Genomic DNA, 15,812 nt, shown 5'->3' with positions numbered 1-15,812 from the left:
AATTTTAATACAATTATCCAGGATATTAAAAATATAAAAAAGCCAATTTGATTAATTTCAAATTGGCTTTTCCTTTATTTCTATTTTAGAAATTAATTAGAAATCACTTGTTTTACAATTTTACCGTTATTAGTTGTTAAACTAACAAATAACATTTGATTTTCTGTTCCTGTTAAATCTACTTTAATTACATAATCTTGTGATGCTTTAGTTTTTAAATTATCTATTTGTTTTATTAAAGTTCCTCTAACGTCAAAAATTTCAATTTTAACAGAAGTATCATAAGGTGTAGAATATTTAAGATTTAAAATACCTTTAAATGGTACAGGATATATATCTAAATTAATAACTGCAATTCTTGTAGGTGTTCCATTACTACAAATATCTCCAATACCATCTTGATTACTATCTAATTGATCTGGATTGTAATAATAAACACAATTATCTACGCAATCTGCAACTCCATCTTGGTCTGTATCTTCAAATCCTTCATCTATAAGTCCGTCATTGTCATTGTCAATTCCGTCGCAAACTTCTTCAGTAGTGTTTTCTTCACAAACATCTCCAATACCATTGTTGTTTTCATCTTCTTGATTTGGATTTGCTATTAAAGGACAATTATCTACACAATCTGCAATTCCATCTTGGTCTGTATCTTCAAATCCTTCGTCTATAAGTCCGTCATTGTTATTATCAATTCCGTCGCAAACTTCTTCAGGAATATTTTCTTCACAAACATCTCCAATACCATTGTTGTTTTCATCTTCTTGATTTGGATTTGCTATTAAAGGGCAATTATCTACACAATCAGCAACTCCATCTTGATCTGTGTCCTCAAATCCTTCGTCAATAACGCCATCATTGTTATTGTCAATTCCGTCGCAAACTTCTTCAGGAATATTTTCTTCACAAACATCTCCAATACCATTGTTGTTTTCATCTTCTTGATTTGGATTTGCTATTAAAGGGCAATTATCTACACAATCAGCAACTCCATCTTGGTCTGTATCTTCAAATCCTTCGTCAATAACTCCGTCATTGTTATTATCAATTCCGTCGCAAACTTCTTCAGGAATATTTTCTTCACAAACATCTCCAATACCATTGTTGTTTTCATCTTCTTGATTTGGATTTGCTATTAGAGGACAATTATCTACGCAATCTGCAACTCCATCTTGATCTGTGTCTTCAAATCCTTCATCAATAAGTCCATCATTGTTATTATCAATTCCGTCACAAATTTCTTCAGGAATATTTTCTTCACAAACATCTCCAATACCATTGTTGTTTTCATCTTCTTGATTTGGATTTGCTATTAAAGGACAATTATCTACACAATCTGCAATTCCATCTTGATCTGTGTCCTCAAATCCTTCGTCAATAACGCCATCATTGTTATTGTCAATTCCGTCGCAAACTTCTTCTGTTGGATCTGGATCTTCTAAATCAATTATAGCGTCAAAAGGGTAGGAGTGAATTTCTCCGGAGTTTTGTAATAAGACCTCAGTAATAATTTGACCATCAATATTGGAACTACTCTGATTATTAAAATTAGCATTAATAGCGTAAATTGTACCATATATTTGTGCTCCTCCTGTGTAATCTATTGTACTACTAATATTTGGGAAGTTATATAATATAGAAGATGCATACTCTAATGGGCTTCCTATAATGTTTGGCCAACTATTAATAGTTACCACTTCAGTATTACTACTACTATCTGTAATATTAACAATAAAAGGTGTTGTTGAAGAAGGTGTAATATCTATGAATTTAATTTCGCTTAATTGGTTAAATTCACTAACCGTAAGATTAATTACGTTGGTTTGGTTGGCAATTAAATTAACCCATAGTTTTCCAGAGTTAAGCTCATTTTCATTCCATGTAACATTAGTCGATTGAGCTCCTAAAACATCCGAAATAGAAGTGAATTGATCAAAAGCACCTGCAAAATCTATTTGTGGGTTATCAGAAATAGATTCTGTTTCTTGGTTGGTTGATAATTCAATTTGAGGATTGCTGTTAAAAGTCCCATCTAAATACGTAATTCTTGTATTAATAGGTGTGTTATTATTATCAACATTAAAAATACTACTTGTAGACAAATCACCTATTTTAATATAATTATTGTCTAATATGTGTAGTTGTCCGGATACATAATTAACTTGTTGATTAACAACCAAAGCAGTTGGTTGCGCATCATTATTAAAAAAGTTTACACCTCCAAAAATATTAAAACTACCATCTATAGTTAAGTTTCCACCTACAGCCCATGAGCCTTCAGATTCTGTTCCCATAGCTATAGCATCTCCAGAAGTAAAAACAGTAAAGTTATTTGCTGCTTCTGTAGGATTGAGGGGTTCGTTTTGTGCTGTTAATGTCGCACTAACACTTGAAAAGACTAAGCTCAAAGTAAAAATATTGTGCTTTAATCTGTTAAATTGTAATTTTTTTGCTTTCATTTAATGGTTGATTTGGAATTATATATAGTTTGTTTTTAAGTTAAATTGATTAAAATTTTAAAGCTTCTAACTGTATTAATGGATTAATCCAACCTTTGTTTTTTAAAAGTTGAATTGCTTTTTTACTGCGTACTCCTGACTTACAATAGACAATTAAGTCTTTACCTGTATTGATTTCATTGAATCTATGAGATAATTCTCCTAACGGAATATGTTGTCCTCCAATATGATGAATAGCTCTTTCATGAGCTTCTCTGACATCTAGTAAATTATATTTTTCAGGATTTTGATTCAATTGTTTTATTGTGATGGTTTGAATATCCTTATTAACTAAACCACAACTTAAATCATAATTAGAGTCTAATTTGTTAACAACTGAAGCTGTATTTTTTTTAAAATCTAAAAGTAATTGATTCATTGTAAGTGCATTAAAACTTAGCAATTTACCTGATAAAACATTACCAATATTACAGATTATTTTTATGACTTCGTTAGCTTGAAAGCTACCAATTATACTGGGTAAAACACCTAAAACACCTATTTGAGAACAATTAGGAGCAGTGTCTGGTTTTGGTGCTGTTGGATACAAACACCTGTAAGTTGGTCCGTTTTGATAATTAAATACTGAAACCTGACCCTCAAATTTAAAGATAGAACCAAATACAACAGGTTTTTTGGTTAAAACTGCTGCATCATTAACCAAGTAACGTGTAGGAAAATTGTCACTACCATCGACTATAATATCATACTTAGAGAATATATCAATCACATTTTTTGATGTTAACTTATCTAGATACGTTTGAAAGGTTACAAATGGATTTAATTTTGATAATTTTTTTGCAGATATTTCAGCTTTGAATTTACCAATATCATCATGTGTGTATAATATCTGACGTTGTAAGTTGCTTTGATCAATAGTATCATGATCAATAATACCAATAAAACCAACGCCTGCAGCTGTAAGATATTGTAAAATAGGACAACCTAAACCACCAGCACCAATAACCAATACTTTAGATTGTTTTAATTTTAATTGTCCTTTTATTCCAATTTCATCTAAAATAAGATGACGATCATACTGTTTATATTCTTGATTTGATAGTTTCATTATTCCCAATTATTTGACCAATCTTTCCACACGACTTCTAATCCTTGTTTTTTTAACATGGTAGTAATTGCTTCAGTAGATCTTTCGTCTGAAATTTCAAACTGTTCTAGAGATTGAGGGTCTACTGCATATCCACCAGGATTTGTTTTTGATTCTGCACTAATAGAGGTGATTCCTAAATTAACAATATTATTTCTGAAGATTTCGCTTTCACGAGTAGAGATAGATAACTCTACGTCTTCGTCTAACAACCTGAAGGCACATATTAATTGTACTAAATCTGGATCTGTCATTTCTACTTTAGGTTCTAATCCACCAGAATGCGGTCTTAATCTTGGAAATGAAATAGAGTACTTTGTTTTCCAATAGGTTTTTTGCAAATATATTAAATGTAAAGCGGTAAAAAAACTATCTGCACGCCAATCTTCTAGGCCAAATAAGGCTCCCAAACCAATTTTATGAATGCCTGCTTTGCCAAGTCTATCTGGTGTGTCTAATCTAAAGTCAAAATTAGATTTTTTACCTTTTGGGTGGTGTTTTTTATACTCGTCTCTATGATACGTTTCTTGATATACTAAAACAGCGTATAAACCATTATCTATTAGTTGCTCATACTCTTCTTGATGTAATGGCTGGACCTCTATAGTGATATTAGCAAAATGTGAACGGATTAATTGTATGGCATTACTAATATAATTAACGCCAACAGTTTTATTAGCTTCGCCTGTAACTAATAAGATATGATTATAACCTTTAGATTTAATATACTCAACTTCTTTTAAAATTTCAGTATTAGTTAAGGTACGTCGTGCTATTTTATTAGTCATGCTAAAGCCACAATAAGTACAAATGTTTTGGCACTCGTTACTTAAATACATTGGTGAATACATTTGAATAATATTACCAAAGCGTTTTTTAGTCAATTGCTGACTTAACTGAGCCATTTGCTCTAAAAAAGGTTTAGCAGCAGGAGATATTAAGGCTTTAAAATCTTCTAGATTTCGTTTTGTACTATTTAATGCTTGAATAACATCAGCTTCCGTTTTGTTAAATATACTTTGCAAAGTATAATCCCAGTCATAAGTATCAAATACGTCTTTAAAATTACTCATAAGTATTAATTTAAAAAACTAGTTAATGGACTGCTAGCTTCTGCTTTTTTATCTACTACAGCTGCTAATTTAGCCTCATACGCCATTCTACCAGCTTGTACTGCAAATTTGAAAGCTTCTGCCATTTGTACTGGATTAGGTGACACTGCAATTGCTGTATTTACTAAGACAGCATCTGCACCAAGTTCCATAGCAAAAGCTGCATGTGATGGTGCGCCAATACCAGCATCTACAATCACAGGCACATTACTTTGATCTATTATTATCTCTAAAAACTCTTGTGTCTTTAAGCCTTTATTACTTCCAATTGGAGCGCCTAATGGCATCACACATTGGACACCAACGTCTTCTAATCTTTTACACAATACAGGGTCTGCATGTATATAAGGCATAACAATAAAGCCAGATTTTACTAATGCTTCAGCAGCTTTTAGAGTCTCTATTGGATCTGGTAATAGGTATTTAGGATCTGGATGAATTTCTAATTTAATCCAATTTGTTTGAAGTGCTTCTCGTGATAACTCTGCAGCAAAAATGGCTTCGTTAGCATCACGAACACCAGAAGTGTTTGGTAATAAATTTATACTTGGGTGATTTAAATGTGTAAGTATATCATCTTGATTATCTTTTACATCAACCCGTTTTAATGCTACTGTTATTAACTCACTTTCTGAGGTTAATAAAGCCTCTTTCATTAATTTAGACGAACTAAATTTACCTGTTCCTGTAAATAATCTAGAATTAAACTGTTTATCTGCTATTTGTAACATCTTATTGTTTTTTGATAATAATGTTAGGTTACTCTTGTAATAACCTACCATTAATTATATTTTTAAATTTTGATATTGAATTAAAGTCTCTAGTGATTTCTCCTGAAATTGCAATACCGTATACACCTGTATTAATAATATCTAATACATCGTTTTGTACAATACCACCAATAGCTATAATTGGAATTTTAGTTTGTAATTGATTAATTATTACATCATAACCTTGAAGCCCTAAAATGGGACTAAGTTTAGTTTTTGTTTTAGTAAACCTAAAAGGCCCTAAACCAATATAATCTACCTTTTTATTTATTAATGTTTGGCAGTCTTCAATTGTATTGGCAGTACCACCAACCATTTGCCAAGAAGCTAAAGTAGCCTTAGCAATTAAAGGACAAGCATCAGACTTACCTAAATGCACACCATCTGCTTCAACTTGTGCAGCAATTTTATAATGGTCGTTTATAATTAAACTCACGTTATATTTAGCGGTTATCTCTCTGGCTAGTTTTGCAGTTTCTAACACAAGGTCATGGCTTACATTTTTTAATCTTAATTGTACTAGTTCAATTCCGGAAGCACAGGCTTTTTGAATATGCTCTAAATGTTGAGTAGGCGTTGTACCCTGAGATATGTAATGTAGTTTTGATAACATATTATTATTGTGATTGAATATAGGATTGTTTTAAAGTAATAAAGTTATTGACTGGGTCTGTAGTATTCCATACTGCACCTAGTAGACCAATACCTTTAAATCCTAATTTTAAGGTCTGTGCTATTGTTTTATTGTTAATGCCACCCATACCTACAATGTACTTATCTATATGGTTTACATCAAAACCTTGACCTTGATAACCTTGTTTGGAAATAGAATCAAAAACTGGACTTAATAGATGATAGTCAAACTCAAACTCACAATCTGCTAATACCTTTGGATCATGAAAGGACGAACTAATAGTTTTACCAAACATGTTTAGAGGTTTAAAATAGTGTCCAGGATTATCAATATGATCTATTCTTTTTTGTTCTTGAAAATGAATCCCTTTTAAGTTATAATCATTAACTAACTCATGATGATAATGCACTACAATTTTGTTGTGGTATTTAATATCTATTTGGTTTAAATACTCACAATGTTGTTGATAGTTTTTTGAAGGTTTTCTTAGATGAAAACATTCTAATCCGTTTTGAAATAGTTTGTTTAATAGTCCTATTTCGTTTAAAATATCTTCTTCTGGTGCAATAAGTACGATCATATTTTTTGAGTTAAGGATTGTAATGGAAATCCTTTTGCTTTTTCTGCAAAAGATTGTATTGGAAAGCCTGCCCACGCTTTTTGGAGCGTGGGAACTTCCTAAAACTATTAAAGATACACTTCTGAGCCTTTATCTTTAAATTCTTTTGACTTTTCTTCCATACCTTTTTGGATGACTTCATTATCTACGATATCATTTTCTTTAGCAAAATCTCTAACTTCTTGAGAGATTTTCATAGAGCAAAATTTAGGACCACACATGGAGCAGAAGTGGGCTATTTTGGCACCTGCAGCAGGTAAGGTTTCGTCATGATATTCTCTAGCGCGTTCTGGATCTAATCCTAGATTAAATTGATCTTCCCATCTAAATTCAAATCTAGCCATACTTAAAGCGTTATCACGATGTTGAGATCCTGGATGTCCTTTAGCTAAATCAGCAGCATGAGCAGCTAATTTGTAGGTTACTACACCAACACGTACATCTTCTTTATTAGGTAAACCTAAGTGCTCTTTTGGCGTTACGTAGCATAACATAGCACAACCATACCAACCAATCATAGCTGCACCAATACCAGAAGTAATATGGTCGTAACCAGGTGCGATATCTGTAGTTAGTGGTCCTAATGTGTAAAAAGGCGCTTCGTCACAAACCTCAATTTGCTTTTCCATGTTTTCCTTAATCATGTGCATTGGGACGTGTCCAGGACCTTCTATAAAGCATTGTACTTCGTGCTTTCTAGCGATCTTGGTTAGTTCTCCTAATGTTTCTAATTCTGCAAACTGAGCCTCATCATTAGCATCTGCTACAGATCCTGGTCTTAATCCGTCGCCCAAAGAAAAGGCAACATCATATTGTTTTAAGATCTCGCAAATGTCTTCAAAATGAGTGTATAAAAAACTTTCTTTATGATGCGCTAAACACCATTTAGCCATGATAGATCCACCACGAGATACAATACCTGTAACCCGTTTTGCGGTCATTGGAACGTAGCGCAATAAAACACCTGCGTGAATGGTAAAATAATCCACACCTTGTTCCGCTTGTTCAATTAAGGTGTCTTTAAAAATCTCCCAAGTTAAGTCTTCTGCTACACCATTAACTTTCTCTAAAGCTTGATAAATTGGCACTGTACCAACAGGTACTGGTGAGTTACGTATGATCCACTCTCTAGTTTCATGTATGTTTTCTCCAGTAGATAAGTCCATGATATTATCTGCTCCCCAACGACAAGCCCAAACTGCTTTTTCTACTTCCTCTTCAATAGACGATGTTACCGCAGAGTTACCAATATTAGCATTGATTTTAACCAAAAAATTACGTCCTAAAATCATAGGTTCAGCTTCTGGATGATTGATATTAGAAGGGATTACAGCACGACCTCTAGCGACTTCATCACGTACAAATTCTGGAGTGATTTTATCAGGTATTGATGCTCCAAAATGTTCGCCTTTATGTTGTTTTCTAATTTGGGTCATCTCGTCGATACGTTGGTTTTCTCGTATGGCAATGTATTCCATTTCCGGAGTGATTATCCCTTGTTTGGCATAATGTAATTGGGTTACGTTTTGACCTTTTTTAGCACGTAAAGGCTTTTTTAATAGCTTAAAACGCATATGATCTAAGCTTTTATCGTTTAAACGCTCATTACAATAAGTAGAAGAGTAGCTGTCTAACTGCTCTACATTATCACGATCCATAATCCATTGTTCACGAATACGTTCTATACCACTATGGATGTCTATTTGTTTATTAGGATCTGTATAAGGACCAGACGTATCATAAACCGTTACAGGTTGGTTAGGTGTCTTCTTTTTGGTCATAGAGTCCACAGTATCACTTAACTCAATTTCGCGCATTGCGACTTTAATTTGAGGGTGAATTTTACCATTGACATATATCTTTTTAGAATTAGGAAAAGGATGTCTAGTGATGCCACCTTGTTTAGGAGCAGTGTCTTTGTTTTTCATAGTTTAAGGGTTGATTATTTGTAGTGTTTTATAGTATTGAATTCAGTCATAAATAACATTATCCGCCTTGAGTTGCTTTGATAATTAGTATTGAATCTCCGTTATTAGGAGTGGTTGCTGACCAGTCTGATTTAGTAATAATGTTTTGATTGACAGCAACAGCAATACCGTTAACCGAAATATCTAATTGCTTAATTATTTGGTCTAATGTAATTTGAGACTCAAATTGGTAGGATGTGTTATTTACTTTTATGTCTATCATATTAATTCTTGTTTTTGAAGCCCAACCAGCTTCAATATTGTGTATTAATGATATAAACTAAAAAGGGGTAATACTATGTGAGAAACACAAATAGAGGAAGTGTACAGTTTAAAAACTGTTAACTTTTCCCTACGTTGGTATTAACCAAATCAGGTTCTAAGGATTTTTCTCAAACTAATTTAATAGCTACTCCTAAAGTTTACTGTAACAAATTTAATGAATTGAATTTGTAAATACTTCTAAATACAATAAATTTTAAATGTTTTTTTAATTCTTTCTATACTAAACGCTTGTAAATTATAGTATTGTATAGTTTATCCCTAAAGCCCTTATAACCTAACCAAAATTGCATTATTTTTGTATTTGAATTACTAAGCATAAATACTAAGATTTGTTAAAACCTCAAGACCAATTACCACAAGTCCCATTATTAGATACCGATTATTTTATTTATTGTTTGGAAGCAGTAAATGACGTGGAAGAAGAGGCAGTTACAGAAGTACAAAAACAACTTGACCAATTGACTTTACAATATGGCGTTGCTAGTATTTATAATACCTGTGATAGTATAGAAGGATTAGAGTCTAGCTTAGGTACATTAGTTTTAGATGATCATAATTTTAAAAACTACGAAGTTATTTACTTGGTTATTGAAGGTGAAGCCAATAGTATTTGTTTGAATGATTACTATTATAATTTGCAAGAAATAGCTGAACTTTTTGAAGGACGCTTAGAAGGTAAGATTCTGCATTTTTCTAATGTAAAAGTCCTTGATTTAGATGCCGAAGAGGCTCAATACTTTTTAGATATTACTGGTGCAAAAGGACTATCTGGTTATGGTTGTGCTCACCCTAATATTACAAGCTATACATTAGATATTGCTTTTTTTAACCTATTTAATGACGATGATGATATGTTTACAGTAGTGGAAGAACTACATCAAAAACATTACAAAGCCTGTAAACTACTTGATTTTAGATTATATTATTAAAGATAGCAAGTTTCGCAAGTCCCTTGAATTAATAATTGTGACACTTTAATTTTACGATTAGGAATATTTGGAAGTGTTACGCTTACAGATAAACAGTCTACTTTTCCGCAATTTAAACACTGAAAATGAGGATGTAAATCTTTATGTTCTGAAGCTGAACACCCTTTACATTTAGCATACCATTTTAATCCGTCTTTACCTAAAAACGAATGTAATACACCATCGTCTTCAAGCTTATCTAGAACACGATATATTGTGGTTTTGTTAAATGATGTTTGAAATTGCTTAATTAAGTTTTTAGCAGAAATAGCTACAGCTCTTTTATCAAATTCATCTAATAATACATCTACGGTTTTTGTTTTTCTTATCACTCCCATAATACAAATATACAGCAACGTTGTTGCATTAACAAATATATAGTTTTACATTTGCAACTTAGTTGTATTAACAAAATTATAAATGATAGTATTAAAGCAAAAATCAGATTTATTAGGTACGTATGCTAGTACCTTATGTTTAATCCATTGTATAGCAACCCCTTTACTATTTATAGCTCAGTCTTGCACTGTTACTTGTTGCGAAACTACACCAGTCTGGTGGAAAAGTATAGATTACATTTTTTTAGCTATATCATTTCTAGCAATTTATTGGTCTACAAAAACAACAGATCTTAAATGGATCAAACCAATGCTTTGGTTAAGTTGGTTTGCTTTAGGTTTTGTGGTTATAAATGAAAAAATAGAACTGTTACCTTTACCAGAAGCAACTATCTATTTTCCTGCTTTGGCATTAGTGAGTTTACATTTGTATAATCGTAAGTACTGTAAATGTAACACAGATAGCTGTTGTACTAAAACTTCATAAGTTTAATACAGCATTTCTTCTAGCTATTGTATGCAGAATTTTAATGCTGTAAGTGCCTACTTTTTTATGTATTTAGATTTAAGTCCGTATTTTAAAGATTATATCATTCGTTTAAAATCTTTAATATTATTGCATATAAAACTTCTAATTGCAGTAATTATTAATAATGTGCTTATTTTATTACAAAACCCTATTAAATCGTTTTGTATCCATCCTAATTAAACTATATTTATCCCTATTAAAATCAATAATAAACCAATTACAATGAAAAAAACCGCATTAAAAAAGTATTACTTAATGATCTTATTACTAGCCTTAATCGTTAGTTGTAAAGACAAAGCATCATCAACCACGTCTACAGATACAGAGACTAGTAGTGATGCAACAAGTGGTAACGATTTAGACGTAAATACCTCGAGTTTTTCAGAAGATGATAACTCTTTAATATGCTTATGGCCAAAAGTAGGTTTACGCGACATAGCTGGTAGAAAAGGGGCTAAGTACCTTGAAACTATTTATTTTGGAGAAACTGTTAAGTTTTTAGGCGAAAAAGAAACAGCAAGTGATAATAAAGAATATCTAAAGATTGAATTATCAGACGGTCAAGTAGGATGGGTTTATGAGTATTTATTCTCTGAAAACGGTAAATTAGCAGTGCTTAAAAGCCCATTGGCTATTTACAAAAGACCTGATGTTATGGAATTTATGGGTAATAAATTTACTAGAGGTAACATTGTTGTTGTTTTAAACGAAGACAAAGGAGAATGGAAAAAAGTTGTAGGCTTAAAAAAGGACACAGAAGGTTGGGTTAATAAAACAAGTGACTTTATATATGATGACTTAGATATTAAATTAGCCATTTTATATAACCGAGCGATTACTGAAGAGACTAGTGCTAAGCAACAACAAAAGCTTAAGTTAATTGTTGACAATCCTGCGTTTCAACAATCTAGTTTAATAGATATTGTACAAAATGCATTATATGATGATGAAGATGACTATGAGGAAGATTATGAAGAGGATTTTTCTGAATTAGATGCTTCTATTAGTTCTGATCAATTATACATTACGACAGAGGTTTTAAATGTAAGAAGCTCACCAGACTCTGATGCTGATAACGTTGTGTTTCAATTAGAAAAAGGAAACGTTTGTAATATAGTAGAAAAGGGACTTTATGAAACATTAAGAGGGAATAGTAGTAACTGGTATAAAATTGATTATAATGGTAACGAAGGTTGGGTCTTTGGTTACTTTACCTCAAAAAACTAAACCGTTACACCTCTTATTTAATAATAAAAAAACCTTCGTTAGTAACGAAGGTTTTTTGGTTTCTATGGCTTTTTATATCTGCCTTAAATTGTTATACATCGAAAAAGTAATAGATTTCTTTCTCTTCATGTGATGCTAATATCATTACCTGTATGTAATCGTCAATTAACGTTTAAAGTTAACTTATAAGTATGCCTTGCAAGGTCATTAGGTGTGTTATTAATTTGTAGTGCTTCATTAGGGTTTGTATTGTATTATCAATAAGCGAAAGAAAATGGTCCATTACTATTTTGGTAAAAGTCCTTTCGTTATTGACTAGATTCATAATAACGTTTAAAAGCAATCGATGATATACTGTATATAATGCATTAATTATTCCGCTAATAGGCGCACAATCTCCAAGCTCAATTTGCTTATCTATATTCTTTTTAAGGAAAGCACTATTGTTATTTATAACCACACTGTTTAATATTTAAAGAGTATCAAAAATTAAATTAACGCAACTTTGTTGCATTAGTGAATATTGTTCTTATTTTTACATACACATATGAGGAGACATCATAATACAAAACAAGAATAAATATGAAGTAATATTCTAGGTTTAGAACTAGAATATAATAGGCCAGACACTATAACTTCAAAATAAAAAAATCTAATCCAATACAATTATGAAAATTAAAGAAACTGTAAACAAACATTATCCAGCTGCAAAAACAGGAGCAGAGATTACTGAAAGTTATTTAGCACTTTTGGAAACAGAGTATAAATCGGATTTAAAAAAGATGCTATTTGCAACTTCAGTTTGTTCCGATGATGTTAACGTTTCAACAGATTTCCGTAAAGTATTAAGCAGACCATTTACTATGGGAGGATTAGGAGGGTTACCATTTTCAGGATTTACAGGTATGGTCGCTTTTTCTCACCACATTCCGGATGATGGTGATGCCTTTATTTTTTACGGACCACATATAGGAATAACAGATGAGGGAGAATTAGGACGTATGCGTAGAATTGGTCAATCCCGTTTAACAAATAGCTGTGGAGCTTTAATGCTAGCTTTGGAACGGTTTAAAAAGAGTGATGAAGAACCGACATATGTACCACAAAATGTACATTATGATCATCAACAAATTCAGTTAGAGCAATCATTAATGCCATTTAAACATGAAATTATACATGCTGAAAACCCAAAAAAAGCTATTACTGACTATACTTATGTTGCCATAGATACACAGATAAAACAACTGGTAAAAATGAGTATTAAAGAATTTACTTGTAAGCGAATATTTTTACTTGGTGGAGTAATTATTAATACAAGTGAAGCCTTTAATGATTATGTTGATGTTAGAAACTTTGATGTTATAGACACAGAAAACCCAAACGATTTTAATTCGGTGTCTATTTTGGAAACAGAAGCCTTTAAAAACTTATAGTTTTTACTATAACAAATCATCTATTTTATGCAAAACACTCTATTTCTTTTATGTCCAACAGATTATCTAGAATCCATTATAAATGATGCTTTTGGTTATGAGAATTATTTTTATGAGTCTTTAGGAAATTCGTTTATATATGATACTGCAACCTTAGACTACATTAAGCAACTTATTATAAAACAAAACGTTAGAAACATCCAATTTGTACTATCAAAGGATAATCAAATTGTATTAGATGCTTTAGGAAATAGAGAGTTTTCAAATATAGGTTCATTAAACAGTTTCTACAAAGAAATAGATAAACAAAAGGAATGGTCTAATAAAACGGTACAAAATAGTAATTCGCAGTTTACTATTCTTTTTTACTATCTCAATACAAAAATTAAAGAATTAAAATTACTACTTCCCAATCCATCTATTACAATACAAGGAAAAATATATAATAGAGATTTGGGACGATTCCTTAATATCTATTCAGATTTAATCTGTTTAGAAAAGCATCATCTTAATTAAAATTTAAAATCAATTAAATACTAAATATTAGTCTTTTAAAATACAAATTGTATGGAATACGATAGAAGAAAATTTCTTTCCTTTATTGGTAAAGCAAGTATAGGAGCAGTAGTTGCACCACAATTTTTGATCAGTTGTGGTAGCACAGCCACACCAACATCAACTTTTGACTTAACTTCTAAGACACGGTTAGAAATACTAAAAAACGTTGTATTAGAAGGCTTAACTGCTTCTGATAAAGACGACTTATTACTAGCTAATGGATTGGACTACCATACGATTATTAAATGGAATGATCATATTAGCGACACTGATACTTTTGGATTTAATAATGATTTTACTTGTTTTATTCCTTTTGATGATACTAACCCAAAAGACGGACTATTATGGGTAAATCATGAATACATACATCCTTTGTATGTTTCTAATTATAATCCATACGCTATACCAAAGCCTACTAGAACTAAAGAGCAGGTTGATCTGGAGATGTATAATGTAGGTGGAAGTATTGTTAGAATTAAAGAGGAAAACGGTATTTGGTCAATTGTAAAAAATGATTCACATAATAGACGCATAACAGCACAAACACCAATTCAATTAAATTGGGACACACCAATTAAAGGCCAAAGCATTGTTAAAGGAACACTTGCTAATTGTTCTGGAGGTATTACACCTTGGAAAACCTTTCTTACTTGTGAAGAAAACTACGATGGTTTTTTTGGAGAAACAGTATACAATGACAATAACCAACCTAAACATGTACCCAGTAATTATTACGGTTGGGAACAATTTTACAACTATCCACCAGAGCATTATGGTTGGGTTGTAGAAGTAAATCCAAAAGATGGTAGTGCACAAAAACATATAGCACTTGGTCGCTTTGCACACGAATGTTGTACGCTATATGAGTTAGAAGACAAACGTGTTGTGGCTTATACAGCAGATGATAGAAATGATGAACATTTATATAAATTTATATCCTCAAAACCAAGTTCGCTAAAAGACGGGATTTTATATGTAGCAGATACAATAAACGGTAAATGGTTAGCCTTAGATTGGGAAAACCAACCTATTTTAAAACAAACCTTTAAAGATCAAACCGAGGTTTTAATAAGAGCAAGAGAAGCTGCAAAATTATTAGGTGCTACAAAATTAAACAGACCAGAAGACATTGAAATAGATCCTATAACAGGTCATATTTTTATTACCTTAACTAATAACAAACCTAAAGGAGATTTTCATGGTTCAATTTTAAAAATAGAAGAAACCAATGGTACTTTTGATGCCTTAACATTTAAGGCTTCTACCTATTTAGCAGGAGGAGAAGACCATGGATTTTCATGTCCAGATAACTTAGCATTTGACCTATCCGGAAACTTATGGATGACTTCAGATATGTCTGGTAGCGCTATAAACAAAGCTGGGAAACCTTACCAAAGTTTTAAAAACAATAGCTTGTTTGTCATCCCTAGAATAGGGAAGGATGCGGGTAAAGTTATTAGAGTTGCTTCCGCACCTACAGATGCCGAACTTACAGGACCATGGTTTTCACCAGATGGTAAAACCTTGTTTTTAAGTGTACAACATCCAGGAGAACAAACTAAAAATTTAAGTCATCCTACTAGTACATGGCCTTTTGATGATGATAATATTCCGAAGCCAGCAGTAGTTGCTATTACTGGAGATTTAATTGAAAAAATGAATAAACTAAATCAACTTTAAAATACTTAACAATTAATGATATAAGCTTTAGTCAGTTTAAAATTATTAATCGTTTTAATATTGCTAAAACACAGTGCTACAAC

Annotated in this window: 16 protein-coding genes and 1 riboswitch; of the genes, 6 read left to right on the top strand and 10 right to left on the bottom strand. The window is 31.7% G+C overall.

What is annotated here, in order from left to right; all coding sequences use genetic code 11:
- Positions 1–92 precede the first annotated feature (92 nt).
- From AC0L4B_RS12280 to thiS, 8 genes are all read right to left on the bottom strand, one after another.
- Positions 93–2,462 (bottom strand): collagen-binding domain-containing protein, encoded by a 2,370-nt coding sequence (locus AC0L4B_RS12280; protein ID WP_473437175.1) that lies wholly within the window; start codon positions 2,460–2,462, stop codon positions 93–95.
- Positions 2,463–2,511: 49 nt separating this feature from the next.
- Complete coding sequence (gene moeB, locus AC0L4B_RS12275; protein ID WP_473437174.1) at positions 2,512–3,570, bottom strand: molybdopterin-synthase adenylyltransferase MoeB; 1,059 nt, start codon at positions 3,568–3,570, stop codon at positions 2,512–2,514.
- Positions 3,570–4,682, bottom strand: a complete 1,113-nt coding sequence (thiH, locus tag AC0L4B_RS12270) for a 2-iminoacetate synthase ThiH (RefSeq protein ID WP_473437173.1) — start codon at positions 4,680–4,682, stop codon at positions 3,570–3,572. Before thiH ends, moeB begins: the two co-directional genes overlap by 1 nt.
- A 5-nt stretch (positions 4,683–4,687) precedes the next feature.
- Positions 4,688–5,452 carry a thiazole synthase gene (locus tag AC0L4B_RS12265; RefSeq protein WP_473437172.1) on the bottom strand — a complete coding sequence of 255 codons (765 nt, stop codon included), beginning with the start codon at positions 5,450–5,452 and terminating at the stop codon, positions 4,688–4,690.
- Positions 5,453–5,480: 28 nt separating this feature from the next.
- A complete protein-coding gene (thiE, locus tag AC0L4B_RS12260) occupies positions 5,481–6,104 on the bottom strand; it encodes a thiamine phosphate synthase (protein WP_473437171.1) in 624 nt (207 codons plus the stop codon).
- Between the two features lie 4 nt (positions 6,105–6,108).
- Entirely contained in the window at positions 6,109–6,705 is a 597-nt protein-coding gene (locus AC0L4B_RS12255) for a thiamine phosphate synthase (protein WP_473437170.1), read from the bottom strand.
- Between the two features lie 107 nt (positions 6,706–6,812).
- Positions 6,813–8,672: a phosphomethylpyrimidine synthase ThiC gene (thiC, locus tag AC0L4B_RS12250; RefSeq protein ID WP_473437169.1), complete on the bottom strand. Its 1,860-nt coding sequence runs from the start codon at positions 8,670–8,672 to the stop codon at positions 6,813–6,815.
- Positions 8,673–8,730: 58 nt separating this feature from the next.
- Positions 8,731–8,934 (bottom strand): sulfur carrier protein ThiS, encoded by a 204-nt coding sequence (gene thiS / locus AC0L4B_RS12245; protein ID WP_028289994.1) that lies wholly within the window; start codon positions 8,932–8,934, stop codon positions 8,731–8,733.
- A gap of 109 nt (positions 8,935–9,043) precedes the next feature.
- Positions 9,044–9,138, bottom strand: a riboswitch (TPP riboswitch).
- A 187-nt stretch (positions 9,139–9,325) separates the two neighbouring features.
- Here thiS and AC0L4B_RS12240 point away from each other — a divergent pair.
- Positions 9,326–9,925 carry a DUF6642 family protein gene (locus tag AC0L4B_RS12240; RefSeq protein WP_473437168.1) on the top strand — a complete coding sequence of 200 codons (600 nt, stop codon included), beginning with the start codon at positions 9,326–9,328 and terminating at the stop codon, positions 9,923–9,925.
- On the opposite strand, the gene AC0L4B_RS12235 is transcribed toward AC0L4B_RS12240, so the two are convergent.
- Entirely contained in the window at positions 9,922–10,302 is a 381-nt protein-coding gene (locus tag AC0L4B_RS12235; RefSeq protein WP_473437167.1) for a Fur family transcriptional regulator, read from the bottom strand. The genes AC0L4B_RS12240 and AC0L4B_RS12235 overlap by 4 nt on opposite strands.
- An 82-nt stretch (positions 10,303–10,384) precedes the next feature.
- On the opposite strand from AC0L4B_RS12235, the gene AC0L4B_RS12230 reads away from it, so the two are divergent.
- On the top strand, positions 10,385–10,789 hold the full coding sequence (locus AC0L4B_RS12230) for a MerC domain-containing protein (protein ID WP_473437166.1): 405 nt from the start codon (positions 10,385–10,387) through the stop codon (positions 10,787–10,789).
- A gap of 264 nt (positions 10,790–11,053) precedes the next feature.
- The gene (locus AC0L4B_RS12225; RefSeq protein ID WP_473437165.1) at positions 11,054–12,058 is read left to right on the top strand and encodes an SH3 domain-containing protein; all 1,005 of its coding nucleotides are present in this window, start codon (positions 11,054–11,056) and stop codon (positions 12,056–12,058) included.
- Between the two features lie 178 nt (positions 12,059–12,236).
- On the opposite strand, the gene AC0L4B_RS12220 is transcribed toward AC0L4B_RS12225, so the two are convergent.
- Complete coding sequence (locus AC0L4B_RS12220) at positions 12,237–12,518, bottom strand: hypothetical protein (protein ID WP_473437164.1); 282 nt, start codon at positions 12,516–12,518, stop codon at positions 12,237–12,239.
- Positions 12,519–12,726: 208 nt separating this feature from the next.
- Between AC0L4B_RS12220 and AC0L4B_RS12215 the strand changes: the two genes are divergently transcribed.
- From AC0L4B_RS12215 to AC0L4B_RS12205, 3 genes are read left to right on the top strand one after another with little or no spacing between them, the layout of a single operon-like run.
- The gene (locus AC0L4B_RS12215) at positions 12,727–13,491 is read left to right on the top strand and encodes a hypothetical protein (protein ID WP_473437163.1); all 765 of its coding nucleotides are present in this window, start codon (positions 12,727–12,729) and stop codon (positions 13,489–13,491) included.
- A gap of 27 nt (positions 13,492–13,518) precedes the next feature.
- The gene (locus AC0L4B_RS12210; RefSeq protein WP_473437162.1) at positions 13,519–14,007 is read left to right on the top strand and encodes a hypothetical protein; all 489 of its coding nucleotides are present in this window, start codon (positions 13,519–13,521) and stop codon (positions 14,005–14,007) included.
- Between the two features lie 51 nt (positions 14,008–14,058).
- Positions 14,059–15,729: a PhoX family protein gene (locus tag AC0L4B_RS12205; protein WP_473437161.1), complete on the top strand. Its 1,671-nt coding sequence runs from the start codon at positions 14,059–14,061 to the stop codon at positions 15,727–15,729.
- Positions 15,730–15,812: the final 83 nt, after the last annotated feature.

This window comes from Olleya sp. NP1-10, assembly GCF_055804415.1.
Note: the sequence above shows the minus strand (reverse complement) of the source record. Positions and strands in the feature narration are given on the sequence as shown.